Genomic DNA, 18,464 nt, shown 5'->3' on the forward strand with positions numbered 1-18,464 from the left:
CTTTTTGAGTGCTTTTATGGCAATATGCGTTGACATTCAATCCAGATTGACCTGAAAGGCAGGTGGCGCATGGACTTGATCACTTCCGCTGTCGTGGCAGCCATCGGGCATGGCGCGCCTGGCCACGCGCCCGAGGCCGTCGCCAGCCACTATCAACGCCTCAAGCTGGCCATCGCCAGGTTCGACAGCGCCGCCGCCATCCTGGCCGCCATCGCCGCCCTGGAAGCCGATCCTGCCAATATCCGGCTGCAACTGGCCCTGTCGGCCGCCCTGGCCACGGCAAACGTGCCCGATGACATGGCAAGCCTGTTTGCCGCGCAAGGCTTGCTCGACTCACTGCAGCGCCCGCCTTCACCGCTGCCCGAAGTGGCAACGGCGCCCGCGCCGGCCGACAAGAGCGCCGTCGTCTCCAATTATGCGGTCGTCAAAGTGTATTTCGCCACGGACCGCCAGCGCGACGTGGGCAAGCCGCCGGCGCAGCGCTTCAGCGGCGAACGCAACGTCATGGGAGGCAACGGCCCGCTCAGCTATGGCAGCTGCGACATCAGCATCCCCCGCGATCACCGCATGGGCCAGCTGGAATCGCCGTCGCTGTGGCGCCTGGAATTTCGCGACGACCCGGCCAAGCACGTGGTGCTGCTGTCGGCAGAGGTGCAGGACCGCGACAACTTCTTTGCCGCCTTGAAAACGCAGGTACGCGCCTCGGCCGGCAAGAGCGCGTTTGTCTTCGTGCACGGCTATAACGTGAGTTTCGAGGATGCCGCCCGGCGCACGGGACAGATGGCCTACGACCTCGGTTTCGACGGCGTCCCCGTGTTCTACAGCTGGCCGTCGCGCGGCGATCTGGCTGGCTATACCATCGATGAAAACAATATCGAGTGGAGCACGCCCCACATTAGCAGCTTCCTGGCCGACTTTCTCGCCAACACGCAGGCGGCGCAAGTGTATCTGGTGGGCCACAGCATGGGTGGCCGCGGGCTGACGCGGGCCGTGGCCGACTTGCTGGCCGCGCAGCCGCAACTGGCGCAAAAAATCACGGAACTCATCCTGTCCGCGCCCGACATCGACGCTGCCATCTTCAAGCACGATATCGCGCCGCAACTGGCCGGCGCGCGCAACCCCGTCACCCTGTATGCCTCGTCGCAAGACCTGGCCCTGGCCGCCTCGAAAGCCGTGCACGGCTACCCGCGCGCGGGCGACAGCGGCGCCGGCATGCTGATCGTGGCGGGCGTGGAAACCATCGACGCCACCGGAGTGGACACCAGCTTCATGAAGCACTCCTATTTTGCGGAAAAGCGCTCGGCACTGTCCGACATGTTTTATCTGATACGCGACCAGGCGCGCGCCGACCAGCGCTTTCTCGACCCCGTCGATACGGTCGCCGGCCGCTATTGGAGGTTCAAAGCATGACACCGTTTCATCCGGTGCGGCACGCATGCTAAGATACGGCCCATAGGGTGGCAACGGGCACGGCGATGACGCCGCCAGCCGGTCCCCCGCAAGCAGGCTTACCATGTTGACATCATCTTCTACACCGCACGCCGAATCGCTGATCCGCAACACCAACGCCCGCGTCACCAAGACGCGCGTGAAGGTGCTCGACTTTTTATTGGCGCAAAGCCGTTCGCTGACCCACCATGAAATCCAGCAGGCGCTGTCGCAGGACAGCGATATCGATTCCGTCACCCTGTACCGGGTACTGGAATGGCTGACGGAAAATGAACTCGTGCACCGCATCGCGGGCGCCGACCAGGTGTGGCGCTTCAGCGCGGGCGCCGGCCACCAGGCGCACGAACACGCGCACTTCCAGTGCACCAAATGTGCCAACGTCACCTGCTTCAATGAAGTCAAGCTGCCGCCGCCCGTGCTCTTGCCGGAAGGCTTCAGCGGCGGTGAAGTCGATTATCTGATCAAAGGCCTGTGCCCGCGCTGTAAATAATTCCCCCGCAACATCACTTGAGCAGCAAGGCCAGGTGATGCTCGTCATAGAACAAGTCGCCGACGCGCATCGAACGCGGTTCCGTGCCGTACGCGATAAATCCCAGCGATTCATACAGTTGTCGTGCGGCATTATTTTCCGCATTCACGCTCAAATGCACTTGCATGATGGCAGGGTCCGTCTCGGCCTGTTCGATGCAGGCGTTGACGAGACGCCGTGCCACGCCCTTGCCACGCTGCGGCGCATCGACGAAGACGCCCCACAGCAAGGCCTTGTGCGACAGCTGGCGCATGGGGTCGCGCCGCAAGCCGGCAAAGCCGACCAATCGTTCTCCATCGAAGGCGCCAAAAGCCTTGTGCAGCGGCCCGCCGGCGATGCGCTGCGCGTGCTCTTCCGGCGTGCGCGCCAGCTCGTCCTCGCGTGACGAAGAAAACGACGTGGGCGAATCCAGGATGGCGCGCAGGCGCAGCGCGCAAAAGGCGGCGGTGTCGGCTGGCGTCAGCAGGCGGATGACGATTTCGGGTGCGGGCATGGTGGAATCCGGCAGTTTTTTTCCATTATACCCACGCCCCCGCCTCAGGCACGCACGCGCGCCGGGTGGCCCGGTTCCAGCCCATGCAGCGTGCCAAGCAGAAAGATCAACGCCAGGGCGGGCAAGCCCGCTTCCACGCTCATGCCGCCACCCCGACGGCGCTGCCCGCCTTGGCCACGCAGCGGTCCAGGCCACGGATCAGCATGTCCTGCGGCAAGTCGCGGCCAATAAAAATGATCTTGCTGGCGCGCGTCTCGTCGTCGCGCCACGGCGCGCCGAGTTCCGAGCCCATCAGCATGTGCACGCCCTGAAAGACGGCGCGGCATGGCAAGTCGGCCACGTACAAAATGCCCTTGTAGCGCATCAGCTGGGTGCCGAACAGCTGCACCACGGCATCGAGAAAGTTCTCTACCTGCAACATATCGAGGGCCTGGGCCTGGTGATACACGAACGATTGCACGCCGTCGCCATGGCGGTGCCCCAATTCCCCCAAGAAATCCGGCTCCAGCTCGACGATGGCGTTCAAGTTGAAGCCGCGAATGTTCAGGATGTCGCGCAAGGGCACATTGCCAAAGCGCACTTTCTGGATGCCGGCGCGGCCATTGATGGCGACCAGGCGCTGGCGCAGCGCGGCCAGTTCGTCCTTGCCGACCAGGTCCGTCTTCGACAGCAGGATGCGGTCGGCAAAGCCCACCTGTTCCTGCGCTTCCCTGTGCGCCGTCAATTGCTGCTGCGCATGGCGCGCATCGACCACCGTCAATATCGCGTCGAGCAGGTAGTGCTCGCTGACGGAAGGCTCCGCAAAGAAGGTTTGCGCCACGGGACCGGGCGCGGCCAGGCCGGTGGTTTCGATGATCACGTGGTCGAAGGCGATCGTCCCGGCTGCGCGTTTCGCGTGCAGCTCGCCCAGGATGCGGATCAGGTCGCCGCGCACGCTGCAGCAGATGCAGCCATTGTTCATTTCCACGATCTGCTCGTCGCTGTCCTGCACCAGCAAGCCATGGTCGATGCTTTCGGCGGCGAATTCATTTTCGATCACGGCGATGCGCACGCCGTGATCGCCCTGCAATATGCGCTTGAGCAAGGTGGTTTTCCCGCTGCCGAGAAAGCCCGTGATGATGGTGACGGGGATCAGTTCTGTCATGGTGTATTCCTGTTCAAGGTTAGTCTTCCAGTTCTTCCATGCGCTGCCATAGTGGAAACGGATCGGGCAGCCGGCGCCAGGCGGCCATGCCCTGGCGCGTTTCCGTGTGGTTGAGTTGACATTTCTTCAAGTTCGCCTTGATGGCGGCCTGGTCCATGTCCTGGCCGATGAAGACGAGTTCCTGGTACCGGTCGCCATAGGGCTCGCTCCAGCCCGTTTTGACTTCCGCCAGCGAGGCGGCATCCGTGGGCCAGCGCTGCTGCGGCACGGACGCCCACCACAGGCCCACGGGTTCGATATTCATCAGCTTGCCCGCGCCGGACAGGCTGGCCACCCATTCGGGGCGGCTGGCCAGCCAAAAGTATCCCTTGCTGCGCACCACGCCTGGAATTGGCTGCGAAATATAGTCATGCAGGCGCTGCGCGTGGAATGGTTCCTTCGCGCGGAACACGAAGCTGCTGATGCCATACGTTTCCGTCTCCGGCGTGTGCACGCCGGCCAGCTCCTGGGCCCAGCCCGGCATGCTGGCCGCCTGCTCCAGGTCGAACAACTGCGTGCCCAAGATGGCATCGAGCGGCACGACGGACTGATTCGTTTCGATGATGCGCGCGCCGGGATTCAAGGCTTTTACGATGGCCAGCACGCGCAGGCGCTCGTCCGCATCGACCATGTCGACCTTGTTGAGGACGATGACATTGGCAAACTCGATCTGTTCCGTGAGCAAGTTGGCCAGCTGCCGGTCGTCACCCTCGCCCGCCGTTTCTCCCCGCTGTTCCAGGCTGTCTTCGCTATGAAAGTCCATCAGCAAGTTGGCGCAGTCGACGACGGTGACCATGCAGTCGATGCGCGCCACGTCGTTCAGGCTGTCGCCGTGCTCGTCCTCGAAGTCGAAGGTGGCGGCCACGGGCATCGGCTCGCCCACGCCCGTCGATTCGATCAATAAGTAATCGAAGCGGTCTTCAAACGCCAGGCGCCGCACTTCCAGCAGCAAATCGTCGCGCAGGGTGCAGCAGATGCAGCCGTTCGACATTTCCACGAGTTTTTCTTCCGTGCGCGACAGGGCCGTACCAGCAGCCGCGGCGCTGTCTTTCACCAGCGAAGCATCGATATTGACTTCGCTCATGTCGTTGACGATGACGGCCACGCGCTTGCCTTCGCGGTTGCGCAGTATGTGGTTGAGCAAGGTGGTCTTGCCGGCACCGAGAAATCCGGACAGGACGGTGACGGGAAGTGTGCGCTGTGACATGGGGATTCCTTCGGCTGGCTGAGTTGGCGATGGTCGCATGAATGCAAATGAATTGCGTTTTCGAATTATAATGCAACTCACTTGCATTTGTCTGGCGATCTTTGCCTGCCACCGTGAAAAAGAGGAATCCATGCGCTACCAGCAGGATCAGGATCCCTGCCCTCGACGTGCTAGAGTGCGAGCTCGTCGGCGATGCCATCGAAGTAAGCGCATGGCGGCTGAACTGTTGTCGACAGCCCCTGGATGACGCGATGAAGACTGATTCTGCCCCCGTGCAGACATACAGCCGTGCTTCTCAGCCGCGCGGCCGCGCGAGCATCACATCGGCTGGCTTCGATTTTATTAGCCCTTAGCAAGCCGCTCTTAAATATTTTATTCTCGCCTGGCCAATGAAAAAAATACTGATAATAAGCCTGCTCGCTCTCATCTCCATATATTCTTTTAAGAAAATGATTTACAACCCGTATATATGGAAACAAACCATGAACAGCCCTGAGCACAAATTGCAAATGGGAAGTTTTATTTTCAGCAAAACAACAGGGGTTAATGGTGGAAGCCAAAGCATTCAAACGGATTATTACATTTTCAAAGTAATAGAGATCAATGGCGATCATGTTAGGCTTTCTGTGGTCAGGCAATTGTCGAAAAGTAACACAATTTCACAATCCGACTTCTCGACCACAAAAGAGAATTTTGAATATTTAAAAAAACATATCAATAAAATTACAATTACAGGAATTTTGACAAAAGACTTATTCGTGGGAAATTATGAGCCATATACCGTGAATGATTATTTGCTAAAGAAGTATCCGTCATTGGAAAAATCAAGGTATTACTTCGAAGATATCCCAGAAGAGATGAAAAATTTGCCGTTACCGACAGACAATAACAAATTACAGGATTATTTTAGTATAATCTATTCCAAAAAAGAAATTATTGAAAATGGCAAACTTGCTCTCTGGGTTTTAAATAATAGCAATAATCCTGAATTGGCCAAAAGATCAGCAGAAAATATAGATTTGATACAAAATTAGAGTTTGTCGCGCTTGATCAATTGTGCTTGCATGGCGCCTGAAGATACTCCATCTTGCCACAGTTCAATTTTCACAATCACCAAGGAATCGATGTTCTTGCGCAACTCCACATGGCTTCTTGCCTTACTTGTTTTGATGATGGGCAGCGCCATTGCCGCAGACATAAAAAAGCCGATCCAGCACTATCTTTACTTTAATCACCGTGAACTGAACGGGGAAAACATCCGCTCGGATAAAGCGTTAAACGATCCCCGCTTCCGTGGCGCGCAAATCGTCTACACCTGGCGCAGCCTGGAGCCGCAACAGGACCGGTATGATTTTTCGGCGATCCGCCACGACATCGCCTATCTCGATTCAATCGGCAAAAAACTGTGGATACAACTGCAGGAAAAATCCTTCACGCCGCGCCATAATGTGCCGGCCTATCTGCTCAGCGATCCTCGCTACCAGGGCGGCATCATCAAGCAAAGCATGCTCTCGGCGCCGGAGCGTGACCCGCACAAACCGGTGACGGATGATGAATACGGCTGGTCGCCAAAGATGTGGGAACAACCGGTGCGCGACCGTTACCAGCGCTTGATCCGGGCGCTGGGCCAGGAATTCGACGGGAAAATCGAGGGCATTAATTTCAGCGAAAGCTTGATCGACATCGGCATCGAGGACAGTAAAGGAAATACGATTTTTCCCGATGATTTCAAGCCGCAACAGTATGTCGATGCCATCAAGGAAAACATGCGGGTGCTGGCCGGCGCCTTTCCTCACACCAATACCATGGTGTATTTGAATTTTTTGCCAGGTGAATGGCTTCCGTGGAGCGACAAGGGTTATATGCGCAGCGTGTTTGCGCAAGCGCAAACGCTACAGATGGGCGTGGGCGGCCCCGACCTGATGCCGTATCGAAAAAGCCATATGGGCCAAAGCTACGGCTTCATCAAGGACTACCCGGCCGATCTGGTCAAAGGCATGGCCGTGCAAGACGGCAATCTGCGCCAGATCAATCCCCGCACCGGGAAAAAAAACTCGGTCGAGGATGTCCTCGACTTTGCCCGCAACTACTTGGGCCTGGACTATATTTTCTGGGTGGAGGATGAACCATACTTCAGCAATGAGGTGTTGAAAAAGCTGCCGGCGCATTGATGCGCCGGCACGACGCCATGCGCCATGCCACACTGTCATGGTGGCGTCATATGCCGGCGTTACAGTCGCGTCTTTTGAATCATTCTAAGGGCGGCAATGAAAACAAATTGGATCATGCTGGCGGCGCTGGCAAGTGCAGGTTTAACTGGCTGCAACGGCGGCTCGACGACGGCGCAGGTCATCCCAGAAGGCACGACGGTCAGCGTGGCATTGCTGGAAACCACCGATATCCACTCAAACGTCCTCAGTTACAATTATTACGCGCTGGCCGAAGACACCAGCCTGGGCCTGGAGCGCACGTCGACCCTGATCCAGGCGGCGCGCGCGGAAAATCCGAACAACGTCTTGCTCGACGATGGCGACGTCATCCAGGGCACCTTGCTGGCCGATTTACAAGCCGTGGCCGCGCCCGTGCCCTGCTCCGGCACGCTGGCCGTGCACAAGGCCATGAACGCGCTGAAATACGATGCGGGCGGCATGGGCAACCATGAATTCAACTATGGCCTTGGCTATTTGAGCCAGATCACCAACACGGATTTCGGCATACCGGGCGTGGCCAAGCCGACGGGCACCTGCGGCGCGCCCGCCTTCCCTTCCGTGCTGAGCAATGTCGTCGGCGTGTCCAGCGGCAAGCCCATCTTCCAGCCGTATACGCTGCTGCCCCGCGATTTCGCCGCCACGGCACCCGATGGCAGCAAGCTGAGCGTGAAGATCAATGTGGGCGTGCTGAGCTTTGTGCCGCCGCAAATCCTCGAATGGGATCAAAAAGTGCTCGCTGGCAAGGTCAGCGTGACGGGCGTGCAGGAAGCGGCAAAACAGTACGTGCCCGAATTGCGCAACAAGGGCGCCGACCTCGTCGTGGCCCTGTCGCATGGCGGCCTGGACACGAGCACCTACAGCCCGAAGATGGAAAACGGCAGCTATCACCTGACCAGCACGGGCATCGACGCGCTGATGATCGGCCACTCGCACTTGATCTTCCCGAAAGGCAAGGAAGAAGGCGCGGCCGCGCTGGATGCCTCGTTTGCCGCCTTCCCGGCCAGCGCGAAGATCGACGCCGTCAACGGTTTTGTGAACGGCGTGCCGACCGTCATGGCGCAAAGCTGGGGCCGCCGTCTGGGCATCATCAAGCTGACGATGGTGTATCAGGCCGGAAAGTGGGTGGTGCAACCGGCCAAGACCACGGTGGAATCGCGCGGCTTCAAGTACACCGATGGCAAGACCCTGGTGAAAGCCGACCCGGCCATCGCACCGCTGGTGGCCACCGAGCACGCGGCCACCATCGCCTACGCCAAGCAGCCGCTGGGCATCAGCACGGATTTCGAAATGTCGGCGTACTTTGCGCTGGTGGGCGACGTCAGCGCCATCCAGCTGGTGAACCAGGCGCAGCTCGACTACGTGAAAAATTTCATCGCCACCAGCACGGATGCCACCTTGTCCAGCTACAAGAGCATCCCCGTCATCTCGTGCAGCGCGCCGTTCAAGGCGGGCCGCAACGGGCCGTCGGACTTCACGGACGTGGCCGCAGGTGCGACGCCTGCCGCGCCAATCGGCTTGCAAGTGCGCAACCCAGGCGACCTGTATTTGTATAGCAACAACAACCTGCAAGCCGTGAAAATCAAGGGCGCGGACTTGAAGGCGTGGCTGGAAACGTCGGCCAGGCAATTTGGCCAGATCGACCCGGCCAGTACTGCCGAGCAAGACCTGGTGCCGTCGTATGCCACGATCTATAACTATGACGTGTTCTATGCGGAAAACAATGCGCTCACGTACCAGATCGACGTGACGAAAAAGCCGGGCAGCCGCATCATCAACCTGACCTACAAGGGCGCACCCGTGGCCGATGGCGATGATTTCATCGTCGCCACCAACGACTACCGCGCCGGTGGCGGCGGCGCCGTGCCCGGCATCGATGGCAGCAAGACCATCATCAAGTCGCCCGATGCGAACCAGGCCGTGGTCAGCAACTACCTGGCGTCGCTGAGCACCAAGGGCGGCAAGGTGAGCCTGGCGGCCAATGGCAGCGCGCGCAGCTGGAGCTTCGTCAAGACGGCCACGGCCGGTCCCGTGATCCTGCGCTCGGCGCCCGGCCACCTGGCGCTGGCGCAAGGCAGCGGCATCGCCAACGTGGCGGCCGAAGGCGGCCTCGACGCCAGCGGTTTCGCCAAGTACCGCATCGACCTGAGCAAATAAGGTCCATGGGCCGGGACTGTGGCAGTTCCGGCCCCTCATTCTGCAAGGTGATCCAGATGAAACACGCACTCTCCCTCCCCGCCGTCGTGCTGGCCGCCGTCCTGGCCGCCTGCCAGGCGTCGCCGCCGCCGACGCCGGCGGAAATCGAAGCGGTCGCCATGCACGCGCGCCAGGCGGGCGACCAGCAGGCCGAGCGCAAGGTCCGCGGCTGGGCCGGCAAGGACATGCCCGTCGCCGAGCGCGAACTGGCGCTGATTTACCAGGCCCGGCCGGAACGCCGCGCCGAGGCGCTGCATCTGTTCGAACAGGCGGCCCGCGCCGGGGATACGGAAGCGGCCTTCGAGCTGGGCCAGATGCGGCGCGCGGCCACGCCCGACCAGGCCTGGCTGTGGTACCGGCAGGCGGCGCTGCAAGGCCATGCCAAGGCGGCATTGATGCTGGGCCTGCTGGCGGCGAATGGCGAAGGCGTGCCGCAAGATCCCGTGATTGCGGCACGCTGGCTGGAAAAATCGAGCGAGCTGGGCAATCCGCATGCCATGTTCCTGCTCTACAACGCCTACCGCGAAGGCCGCGGCGTGCCGCGCGATCTGGTCAAGGGCCATGCACTGCTGGAAGAAGCGGCCCACCATGAGTACCCGCCCGCCATCCAGGAACTGGCCATGACGGTGCAGGCGGACGACGCCCTGCGCGCGGGCCACCTGATGAAGGAAGCGACGGAACACCGGCACAATAACTGGAACAAGTTTTAAGCCAGGTCAAGGCCCAGCCATATTGCGGGATGGCCACATATCGCTAACGCGCCAGAAAATCACGCTGCACTTTGCGCCAGATCAATCGTGTTGGACTAGACATAGCCGAGGGGCTATGATGGCCTAGCTGCGTCCCTGGACGCGGCGGGGCTGTCGCCAGCCTCGAAATCGCACGCTGAATTTGCTTTTTAGAAATTTGTTACTCTGGACCAGCCTCGGTGAGTATGTCGCATACGCTCAGCCCAGCCAGTGTTTGGGCAGGCCCTGGCTCGTCCGTCGACCTCCCTATAAAGAAAGAGTCCAATGAAAAAGCTGACCACCGCCTTTGGCGCGCCTGTCGTCGACAACCAGAACATCCAGACGGCCGGCCCACGCGGCCCTGCCCTGCTGCAAGATGTGTGGTTTCTGGAAAAGCTGGCCCACTTCGACCGCGAAGTCATCCCCGAGCGCCGCATGCATGCCAAGGGTTCCGGCGCGCATGGCACGTTTACCGTCACGCACGACATCACGCGCTACACGCGGGCGAAAATCTTTGGCGCCGTAGGCAAGCAAACGCCCATGTTCGCGCGCTTTTCCACGGTGGCCGGCGAACGGGGCGCGGCGGACGCGGAGCGCGATATCCGCGGCTTCGCCCTGAAGTTCTACACGGAAGAAGGCAACTGGGACCTGGTCGGCAACAACACGCCCGTGTTCTTCATGCGCGACCCGCTGAAATTCCCCGACTTGAACCACGCCATCAAGCGCGACCCGCGCACGGGCCTGCGCAGCGCCAACAGCAACTGGGACTTCTGGACCTCGCTGCCCGAAGCGCTGCACCAGGTGACGGTGGTGATGAGCGACCGGGGCTTGCCGCGCAGCTTCCGCCACATGCACGGCTTCGGCAGCCATACCTTCAGCTTCCTGAACGCGCAAAACGAGCGTTTCTGGGTCAAGTTCACCTTTAAAACCCAGCAAGGGATTGAAAACCTGACGGACGCCGAAGCCGAGGCGCTGGTGGGCAAGGACCGCGAAAGCTCGCACCGCGACCTGTACGAGAGCATCGAAAACAAGGATTTCCCCCGCTGGACGCTGTACGTGCAGATCATGCCGGAAAAAGAGGCCGGCACGTATCACCTGAACCCCTTCGATCTGTCGAAAGTGTGGCCGCACGGCGACTATCCGCTGATCGAGGTGGGCGTACTGGAACTGAACCGCAATGCCGACAACCACTTTGCCGAAGTGGAGCAGGCGGCCTTCAACCCGGCCAACGTGGTGCCCGGCATCAGTTTTTCGCCGGACAAGATGCTGCAGGGGCGCCTGTTTTCATATGGCGACGCGCAGCGCTACCGCCTCGGTGTCAACCACAGCCATATCCCCGTCAACGCGCCGAAGTGCCCGTTCCACAGCTACCACCGCGACGGCCAGATGCGCGTCGACGGCAACCAGGGCGGCACCCTGGGCTATGAACCGAACAGCGAGCAGGAATGGGCCGAGCAGCCTGACTTCCGCGAGCCGCCGCTGAGTATCGAAGGCGCGGCCGACCACTGGAACCACAGGGTCGACGAGGATTACTATTCGCAGCCGCGGGCCCTGTTCCATCTGATGACTGCGGCGCAGCAGCAAGCCTTGTTCGACAACACGGCGCGCGCCATCTCGGGCGCCTCTGAGCAAGTCAAGCAACGCCACATCGGCAACTGCACCCTGTGCGACCCCGCATATGGCGCGGGCGTGGCCGAAGCGATAGCCCGTCTGAGCAAATAGGGTCAGCGCATGCAGGGCAAGGAAGGCCCGCAAGCGGGCTTTTCTTGCCATCCATATACCCTACCCGCGCTGGATGTCGATCTGGCCCGTGATGCTCGTTTCCACCGGATAACCATCGACCTGCGACGGCACGCGCCGCTTGACGGAGGCATCGCGCAAATACACGACGAGAGCTTCGCCGCCGATGGCAGTCTGCCCCAGGCTGACGCCTTCGACGCCATCGATCGCCATCAAGGCCCGCTCATTGCGCCGCTTTGCCGCTTCCAGCCGGCCGGGCGGCGGTGGCGCGGCATGCGCGAGGCCCGCCACCGCGTGGCCACTCGCCTCGTCCGGCACATACGGCATGGCCGCATCCTCGAAGACGGCGTATGGCCCTGTTACAAATTTACTGTTTGACATGACACATCCTCCTGATGCTGCCCATGGCACGCGTGGGACAAGCAGGCACGGCGCGCCTCTTGCCCGCCAGGCCATGCATGGCAGCCACACCTGACCCTATCATCATCGTGCAAAAGGCGGCGCAGTGCAAGGAAGCATCACGCCGCCGCGCCGTTTTCCATGACCCTGCTCAAGTGTACAAAGTGATGTCGAGCGCCACCACCACCCGGCGCATCTGGTTGGCAAAGGTGATATTGCCGCCGCCGGCAAACAGCAGACCGACGGGATTGCGCTGCTGGTTCCAGGTCCAGATGGACGAGCCGGAGTCGCCGCCCGCGCTGAATGCCCCGCTGAGACCCGTAATGGCGATCTGGTCCTGGAACAGCGCGATCCTGCCGCCGCCATAATTGACGTTGATGGTGGCGCCCAGGCCCGTGATGCGGCCCTGCGTCAATTGCGTCGTGCGCCCGGATTTGCCGACCAGCATGCCCAGCGCGGGCGCTGCCAGCGCGTTGCTGATGCGGAAATAGGCCGGCACGCCACCGCTCAGGTAGACCAGTTCGGGACGCACGCGGTCTGGCCATGCCCAGCCGGTGGCGCAATCGACAAAATTGACGCCGCCACTGAAATTGATGGGCACGAAGCGCTCGAGCACGGCCACCTGGTCTTGCGGGCAGCGCCCGCCATCGATGGGGCCCGGCTGCACGATGCAGTCGTTGAACACGCCGCCGTTGGAATTGGCCAGCACGTGATTATTGCTCAGAATCATCAAACGGCTGTTGCGCGGCGCGCTGCGCCCCACGGCCAGGCAGCCGATGGTGCCGGCCGTGATGCGGAAATGCCCGACCGACACGCCGCCCGGCGCCGGACGCAGCCGGAAACGGTGCGGCTGCGCGTCGATCACGCCCGTGACGACGATATTCACGGGCACCCGGTCGCTGGCCACGGCGCGCACGCCCATGGCTCCCACGATGGCGGCCTTGGCGCGGTCGACGGAAGTCGGTTCGGCCACGTACAGGGTCAGGGCCGGCAAGCCCGGCTCGCCGGACGAGGTGTCGCTGGCGCCCTCGCCCAGGCCGATGGACACGCCCTGGATATTGCCGCCGTCGCTGAAGGCGTCGGCCGCGCGCACGCCGGCCGCCTGGGAAATGGCTTGGCGCATGCCGTCTTCGATGCTGCGCTTGATTTCCAGCAATTCCATGCTGACGCCGCTCAAGGCGTCGGGCACGTCCGAGACGGATGCGCTCTCGATCGTATTGTCGTCTTCGCCGGGGGCGGAGAATTGGCCGATGGCCTCTTCATCGTCCGCGCTTTGCCCCCGGCCACTGCTGCCGGGCGGGGCGCTGAAACCGTTCTCATTGCCGATCATCATGTTCTCCTCGTGGGGTGCTTGGGATATCCAGTGTGGACGGGCCGCGCCGGCCGGTATTGATCTGGATTGAATTGCGCAGGCGCGTGGCAGTCCTGCGCTAAAGGGGCCAAAGGAGGGCAAAAATAGTTCCCTCGTCAAGGTTGAGCGAGATCAGGCGTGCGGGCAGAGGCGCCGCCGTATACTTGGCCGACAGGCTGGAACCGGGCCTGCTCCACGGCAGCAAGGTTAGCAACAACAGCAACGCCAGCAACGGCATGGATGGGGAAACAATGACGAGCCCTGGTATGACACGCCACGACGACGCGCCTGCGGGCGAGCAAGCAGGCCAGCATGCCGGTTTTGTGCACGGCATGGCGGCCTGGGCGGAAAAACACCGCATCAACCCCTGGCGCGGCAGTTTTGCCGACTTTATCGAGCAAATCCTGCCCGGCCGCGCGGCTCTGCTGACGCGCAGCGCGCACCAGTACCTGTGGGACATGATGCGCTGGAACGGCCAGACCGATGACAGCGGGCGCTTCCGCTGCCGCCTGTTCGACGACGAACTGTTCGGCATCGACGAGGCGATCGACCGCGTGGCCGCCTACTTCAAGGCGGCGGCCGCCGGCTCCGAAGTGGGCCGGCGCATGCTGCTGCTGCTGGGCCCGCCGTCGGGCGGCAAGTCGACCCTGGTGATCCTGCTCAAACGTGGGCTGGAAGAATACAGCCACAGCAGCGAAGGCGCGCTGTACGGCATCGCCGGCTGCCCCGTGCATGAATCGCCGCTACACCTGGTACCGCACAGCATGCGCGCCGACTTTCGCGCCAGCTATGACGCCGAGCTGCATGGCGAACTGTGTCCCCATTGCCGCGCGCGGCTGGAAGAACAGTATGCGGGCGACTTCCTGCGCATGCCCGTCGAACGCATCCACCTGTCCGAGGCGGGCCGCTGCGGCATCGGCACGTATGCGCCGCACGACCCCACCACGGCCGACCTGGCCGACCTGGTCGGCTCCGTCGACCTGTCGAAAGTGGCGCAGTACGGCGACGAAGGCGATCCGCGCGCCTGGTCCTGGTCCGGCGCCGTGTATGCGGCCAGCCGCGGTATGCTGGAAATGATCGAAATCCTCAAGGTCAAGCGTGAATTCCTCTATTTACTGCTCACCCTGACGCAGGAAAAGAATGTCAAGGTGTCGCGCTTTCCCCTGATTTACCTCGACGAAACCATCCTCGCGCACACGAATCTGGCCGAATTTCGCAAATTCCTGCAAGAAAGCGAAAACGAGGCGCTGCTCGACCGCATGGTCATCGTGCAAGTGCCATACACGCTCAATTACCGCGAAGAGGCGCGCATTTACCGCAAGCTGATCCAGGCGGCCGCGCCCGCCTTCCGCGACGTGCACCTCGATCCGCACGTGCTGCATGCGGCGGCCGTGTTCGCCATCCTCAGCCGCCTGTCCGAAGGCGAGGACAAGGAAGCCGAGCTGGTCAAGAAGCTGCGCGTATATGCGGACGAAGACGTCGACGACTTGCAGCATGCCGACATCCGCCGCCTGCGCGCGCGCGACAAGGCACCCGACGAAGGCTTGTCGGGCGTGTCGCCCCGTTTCGTCATCAATGCCCTGTCGCACGCCATCATTTCCGCCCAGCGCAACAGCCTCTCCACCATGGATGTGCTGCTGGCCCTGAAGGATGGCATCGAAAGCGATGCGCGCATCGAACCGCGGCGCAAGCGCCAGTGGGTCGATTACCTGGTGCTCACGCGCAAGGATTTTTATAACCGCTGGGTCAAGGCCGACGTGCACAAGGCCCTGTTCGTGTCGTTCGAGCAAGAAGCACAGGACTTGCTGAACAAATATCTCGATGAAGTTGAAGCCATGCTCGACAACCGCCAGATCCGCGACCCCATCACCAGCGAAGAACGCCGTCCCGACGAGCGCTTCCTGCGCGCCGTGGAAGAAAAAATCCATATCAGCGACGCGGGCAAACAGTCTTTCCGGCAAGAAGTGGTACGCAAGGCCATGAGCGCCTTCAAGCGCGGCGAACCTTTTGGCCTGGGCAGCCACGCGCAATTGCACGATGCCATCCAGCAATATCTGTTCGAGCAGCGGCGCGATGTGCTGCGCCTGGTCGGTTCAGCCAAGCGCCCCGACGATGACGTGCGGGCCAGGATCTCCGCCGTCGAGCAGCGCCTGGTGGACGAATACGGCTATGACGCCCATAGTGCGCGCGAAGCGCTCAACTACGTGACCACCTTGCTGGGGCAGGAATAGCCATGGCCGCCACGACGTCGCCAGTGTCCACCGCCCCTGCCCTGGCCCAGCCCTGGTACGGCTTGTTCTCGCGCGGCGCGCGCGACTGGCTGCGCCACAACCAGAAAGTACGCGACGCCGTGCAGGCGCACTTGCCCGAGCTGATCGCCACGCCTGACCTGATCGGCGGACCGCAGCAGCGCACGGTGCAAGTGCCCATGCGCCTGCTCGAACATGCGCGTTTCCGCCTGGCGCCCGCGCGCAACGGCGTGGGCGCGGGCCAGGGTGACGGCCAGCCCGGCGATATCCTGCGCGCGGCCCATCCCGCCGCCACAGGCGGGACCGGAACGCCAGGCGAAGGCGGCGATGGCGAAGGCGCCGTGCGCCTGCTGCTGGAATTTCCCATCGACGACATCCTCGACTGGCTGTGGGACGCCTTCGAGTTGCCGCACCTGAAGCCGCGCCACCCGGGCGCGATCGATGACGTGCGGCTGGTACGCAGCGGCCTGGACCGGCATGGCGCCCGCTCGCGCCTGGACCGGCGCCGCACCGTCAAGGAAGCGATCAAGCGGCGCGCCCTGCAAGCGCAGCCCGTGCCCTTCACCAATGACGACTTGCGTTACCGCCAGGTGCTGGCCCAGCCCCGGCCCAGCACGAATGCCGTCGTGTTTTTCGTGCTGGACGTGTCGGCCAGCATGGCGCAAGCCGAGCGCAAGTTGGCCAAATCCTTCTTTTTCTTTGCCTTGCAGGGCTTGCGGCGCAGGTATGCGCGCGTGGAAACGCGCTTCATCGCCCATACGACGCGGGCCTGGGAGTTTTCCGAAGCCGAATTCTTCCAGGTCAATGGCATGGGCGGCACCATGGCGTCGACCGCCTTTCGCCTGAGCCGCGAACTGCTGCAGGAACACTACGCGCCGGGGCGCTACAACGCCTATCTGTTCTATGCCTCCGATGGCGAAAATTTCAGCGAAGACCGGGCCGCCGCCAGCGTGGGCCTGGGCGAACTGGCCGCCTTGCTCAACTACATGGGCTATGTGGAAACCTTGCCCGGCGTGCCACGCAGCCTGGAAACGGAAATGCACAGCCTGTGCGCCGAGCAGGAACGACGGGGCTTGCCTTTGCACAGCAGCATCCTCAGCAAGCCTGACGATGTGTGGGCGGCCATCCGCACGTTCTTCCAGCACGAAGCGGCCGACACGGAGCAAGCATCATGACACGGCCTGACGCGCGCAAGCACGGCGGTGCGCCAGACCAGGCCGGCCAGGTCGACAGCGTCGACACCATGGGCCTGGACGGCTACGCGGCGCGCATCGAAGCACTGGCGCGCAAGCTGGGCCTGGCATTTGCGCCCGTCGAGTTCGAACTGGTGCCGGACAATTTCATGAACGAGATCGCCATCTATGGCTTGCCCGTGCGCATGCGTCACTGGTCGTTCGGCGTGCGCTACATCCACCAGCTCGTGCATCAGAAGATGGGCAATTCGCACATTTTCGAGGTCATGTTTCCCGGCGACCCTTGCCATGCCTACATGGCGGAACACAATTCCGTGGCCGAAAACACCCTCGTCACGGCGCATGTGCTCGGTCACGCCGACTTTGCCAGTCGCAATGCCCTGTTCCTGCGCTTCGGCGCCATGGCGGGCCAGCACATCCTGCAACAAAGCGCGGCGCGGGCGCAGCGTCTGGAAATAGCGCTGCAACGGCACGGGCAAGAGCAGGTGGAAGCCGTGCTCGACGCGGCACTGGCGCTGGAACAGCATGTGGACATCCATGCCGAGCTGCACCGCCCACCCTATGCCGCGGCATCGGGGCCAGCCGGCCTCGCGGGCACGCCAGACCACGCCGCCGCAGACGCCCCGTTTGACCGGCGCTACCGGCGCTTGCCCGGTGAGGCCACCACGCTGGCGGCGCGCGAGGCGGCCAGGGCGCGGCTGGCGCAGCGCCCGCTCCTGCCGCCGCAAGCCGAGTACGACTTGCTGTGGTTCATCGCACAACATGGGCCGGAGCTGGCCGACTGGGAACGCGACATTTTCTTGGCCGTGCGCGAAGAGTCGTTTTACTTCTATCCCGTGTACGCCTGCCAGATCATGAACGAAGGCTGGGCCTCGTACTGGCATGCGCGGCTGCTGCGCGAAGCCGACTTCCTGCCGCCCGCGTTGTATCTGTCCGCCATCAAGTCGCATTCGGACGTGGTGCGCCCTTATGCGGGCGAGCACCAGAAGGCGCTGGCCGTCAATCCCTATCACCTGGGCTTTTGCATGTGGGAACACATCATCGAGCGCGAAGGACTGGCGCGGGCGCGCCAGATTTGCCGCGACGACGATGACTGCAGTTTCATCCGCAACTATCTGGACGGGGAACTGGCTGACCGCCTGGGCCTGTTCGTGCATGAAAGCCGCCACGATGGCGAAACGCGCCTGGTCAGCCGCGACTTGCGGGCCATCCGCGAAGCCATCCTGGCGCCCAAATACAACTATGGCGCGCCGTGCATCGCCGTCACCCTGCTCAACGACGACGGCAGCCTGGTGCTGCGCCACGATCACCAGCGCGATGGGCGCGGCCTCGACCTGGAGCGGGCGGAACAGGTGCTGGCGTATATCGCCCGCATCTGGCGCCGCCCCGTCACCCTGCATACGGCCGATTTCCGCGGCACGCCCCGTGCCCTGCACAGCAAGAGCGACGGCGTGCCCGAACCGCCCAAGCCGGCAACACCGCCAGCCCAGACAGCGGCGCCCGTGCAGCGTTAGGCGCCAAACCTGGGGCAAGCCCTGTG

General features: G+C 62.2%; 15 protein-coding genes. 10 read left to right on the forward strand and 5 right to left on the reverse strand.

Annotated elements, in window-relative coordinates:
• The first annotated feature begins 69 nt into the window (after positions 1-69).
• Positions 70-1,410, forward strand: a complete 1,341-nt coding sequence (locus tag ACP7DW_RS04885) for an alpha/beta hydrolase (protein ID WP_426054141.1) — start codon at positions 70-72, stop codon at positions 1,408-1,410.
• 103 nt (positions 1,411-1,513) lie between these two features.
• On the forward strand, positions 1,514-1,939 hold the full coding sequence (locus ACP7DW_RS04890) for a Fur family transcriptional regulator (protein WP_426054142.1): 426 nt from the start codon (positions 1,514-1,516) through the stop codon (positions 1,937-1,939).
• A 13-nt stretch (positions 1,940-1,952) separates the two neighbouring features.
• Here ACP7DW_RS04890 and ACP7DW_RS04895 read toward each other — a convergent pair whose 3' ends face one another.
• The 3 genes from ACP7DW_RS04895 to zigA all read right to left on the reverse strand — a co-directional run bounded on the left by ACP7DW_RS04895 (position 1,953) and on the right by zigA (position 4,861).
• Entirely contained in the window at positions 1,953-2,471 is a 519-nt protein-coding gene (locus ACP7DW_RS04895; protein ID WP_426054143.1) for a GNAT family N-acetyltransferase, read from the reverse strand.
• A gap of 139 nt (positions 2,472-2,610) precedes the next feature.
• Positions 2,611-3,615: a CobW family GTP-binding protein gene (locus tag ACP7DW_RS04900; protein ID WP_426054144.1), complete on the reverse strand. Its 1,005-nt coding sequence runs from the start codon at positions 3,613-3,615 to the stop codon at positions 2,611-2,613.
• Between the two features lie 19 nt (positions 3,616-3,634).
• Positions 3,635-4,861: a zinc metallochaperone GTPase ZigA gene (zigA, locus tag ACP7DW_RS04905; protein ID WP_426054145.1), complete on the reverse strand. Its 1,227-nt coding sequence runs from the start codon at positions 4,859-4,861 to the stop codon at positions 3,635-3,637.
• A 482-nt stretch (positions 4,862-5,343) separates the two neighbouring features.
• Here zigA and ACP7DW_RS04910 point away from each other — a divergent pair, with 482 nt between their 5' ends.
• The 5 genes from ACP7DW_RS04910 (at position 5,344) to ACP7DW_RS04930 (ending at position 11,714) form a co-directional block, all read left to right on the forward strand.
• Positions 5,344-5,895, forward strand: coding sequence for a hypothetical protein (locus ACP7DW_RS04910; protein WP_426054146.1), 552 nt, complete (start codon positions 5,344-5,346; stop codon positions 5,893-5,895).
• A gap of 96 nt (positions 5,896-5,991) precedes the next feature.
• Positions 5,992-7,032, forward strand: coding sequence for a hypothetical protein (locus ACP7DW_RS04915; protein WP_426054147.1), 1,041 nt, complete (start codon positions 5,992-5,994; stop codon positions 7,030-7,032).
• A gap of 96 nt (positions 7,033-7,128) precedes the next feature.
• The gene (locus tag ACP7DW_RS04920) at positions 7,129-9,225 is read left to right on the forward strand and encodes a bifunctional 2',3'-cyclic-nucleotide 2'-phosphodiesterase/3'-nucleotidase (protein ID WP_426054148.1); all 2,097 of its coding nucleotides are present in this window, start codon (positions 7,129-7,131) and stop codon (positions 9,223-9,225) included.
• Between the two features lie 56 nt (positions 9,226-9,281).
• A complete protein-coding gene (locus tag ACP7DW_RS04925; RefSeq protein ID WP_426054149.1) occupies positions 9,282-9,974 on the forward strand; it encodes a tetratricopeptide repeat protein in 693 nt (230 codons plus the stop codon).
• 303 nt (positions 9,975-10,277) lie between these two features.
• On the forward strand, positions 10,278-11,714 hold the full coding sequence (locus tag ACP7DW_RS04930; protein WP_282407314.1) for a catalase: 1,437 nt from the start codon (positions 10,278-10,280) through the stop codon (positions 11,712-11,714).
• Positions 11,715-11,774: 60 nt separating this feature from the next.
• On the opposite strand, the gene ACP7DW_RS04935 is transcribed toward ACP7DW_RS04930, so the two are convergent.
• Together ACP7DW_RS04935 and ACP7DW_RS04940 are read right to left on the reverse strand one after the other, a co-directional pair.
• The gene (locus ACP7DW_RS04935; protein WP_426054150.1) at positions 11,775-12,113 is read right to left on the reverse strand and encodes a hypothetical protein; all 339 of its coding nucleotides are present in this window, start codon (positions 12,111-12,113) and stop codon (positions 11,775-11,777) included.
• Positions 12,114-12,282: 169 nt separating this feature from the next.
• Positions 12,283-13,464 carry a hypothetical protein gene (locus tag ACP7DW_RS04940; RefSeq protein ID WP_426054151.1) on the reverse strand — a complete coding sequence of 394 codons (1,182 nt, stop codon included), beginning with the start codon at positions 13,462-13,464 and terminating at the stop codon, positions 12,283-12,285.
• A gap of 284 nt (positions 13,465-13,748) precedes the next feature.
• Between ACP7DW_RS04940 and ACP7DW_RS04945 the strand changes: the two genes are divergently transcribed.
• From ACP7DW_RS04945 to ACP7DW_RS04955, 3 genes are read left to right on the forward strand one after another with little or no spacing between them, the layout of a single operon-like run.
• On the forward strand, positions 13,749-15,713 hold the full coding sequence (locus ACP7DW_RS04945; protein WP_426054152.1) for a serine protein kinase: 1,965 nt from the start codon (positions 13,749-13,751) through the stop codon (positions 15,711-15,713).
• 2 nt (positions 15,714-15,715) lie between these two features.
• Entirely contained in the window at positions 15,716-16,906 is a 1,191-nt protein-coding gene (locus ACP7DW_RS04950) for a DUF444 family protein (protein ID WP_426054153.1), read from the forward strand.
• Positions 16,903-18,438, forward strand: coding sequence for a SpoVR family protein (locus ACP7DW_RS04955; RefSeq protein WP_426054154.1), 1,536 nt, complete (start codon positions 16,903-16,905; stop codon positions 18,436-18,438). The genes ACP7DW_RS04950 and ACP7DW_RS04955 overlap by 4 nt, the downstream gene beginning before the upstream one ends.
• The last annotated feature ends 26 nt before the right edge of the window (positions 18,439-18,464 follow it).

The organism is Janthinobacterium sp. PSRC1-1 (assembly GCF_049897525.1).
In the GTDB taxonomy this organism is placed as follows: domain Bacteria; phylum Pseudomonadota; class Gammaproteobacteria; order Burkholderiales; family Burkholderiaceae_D; genus Janthinobacterium; species Janthinobacterium tructae.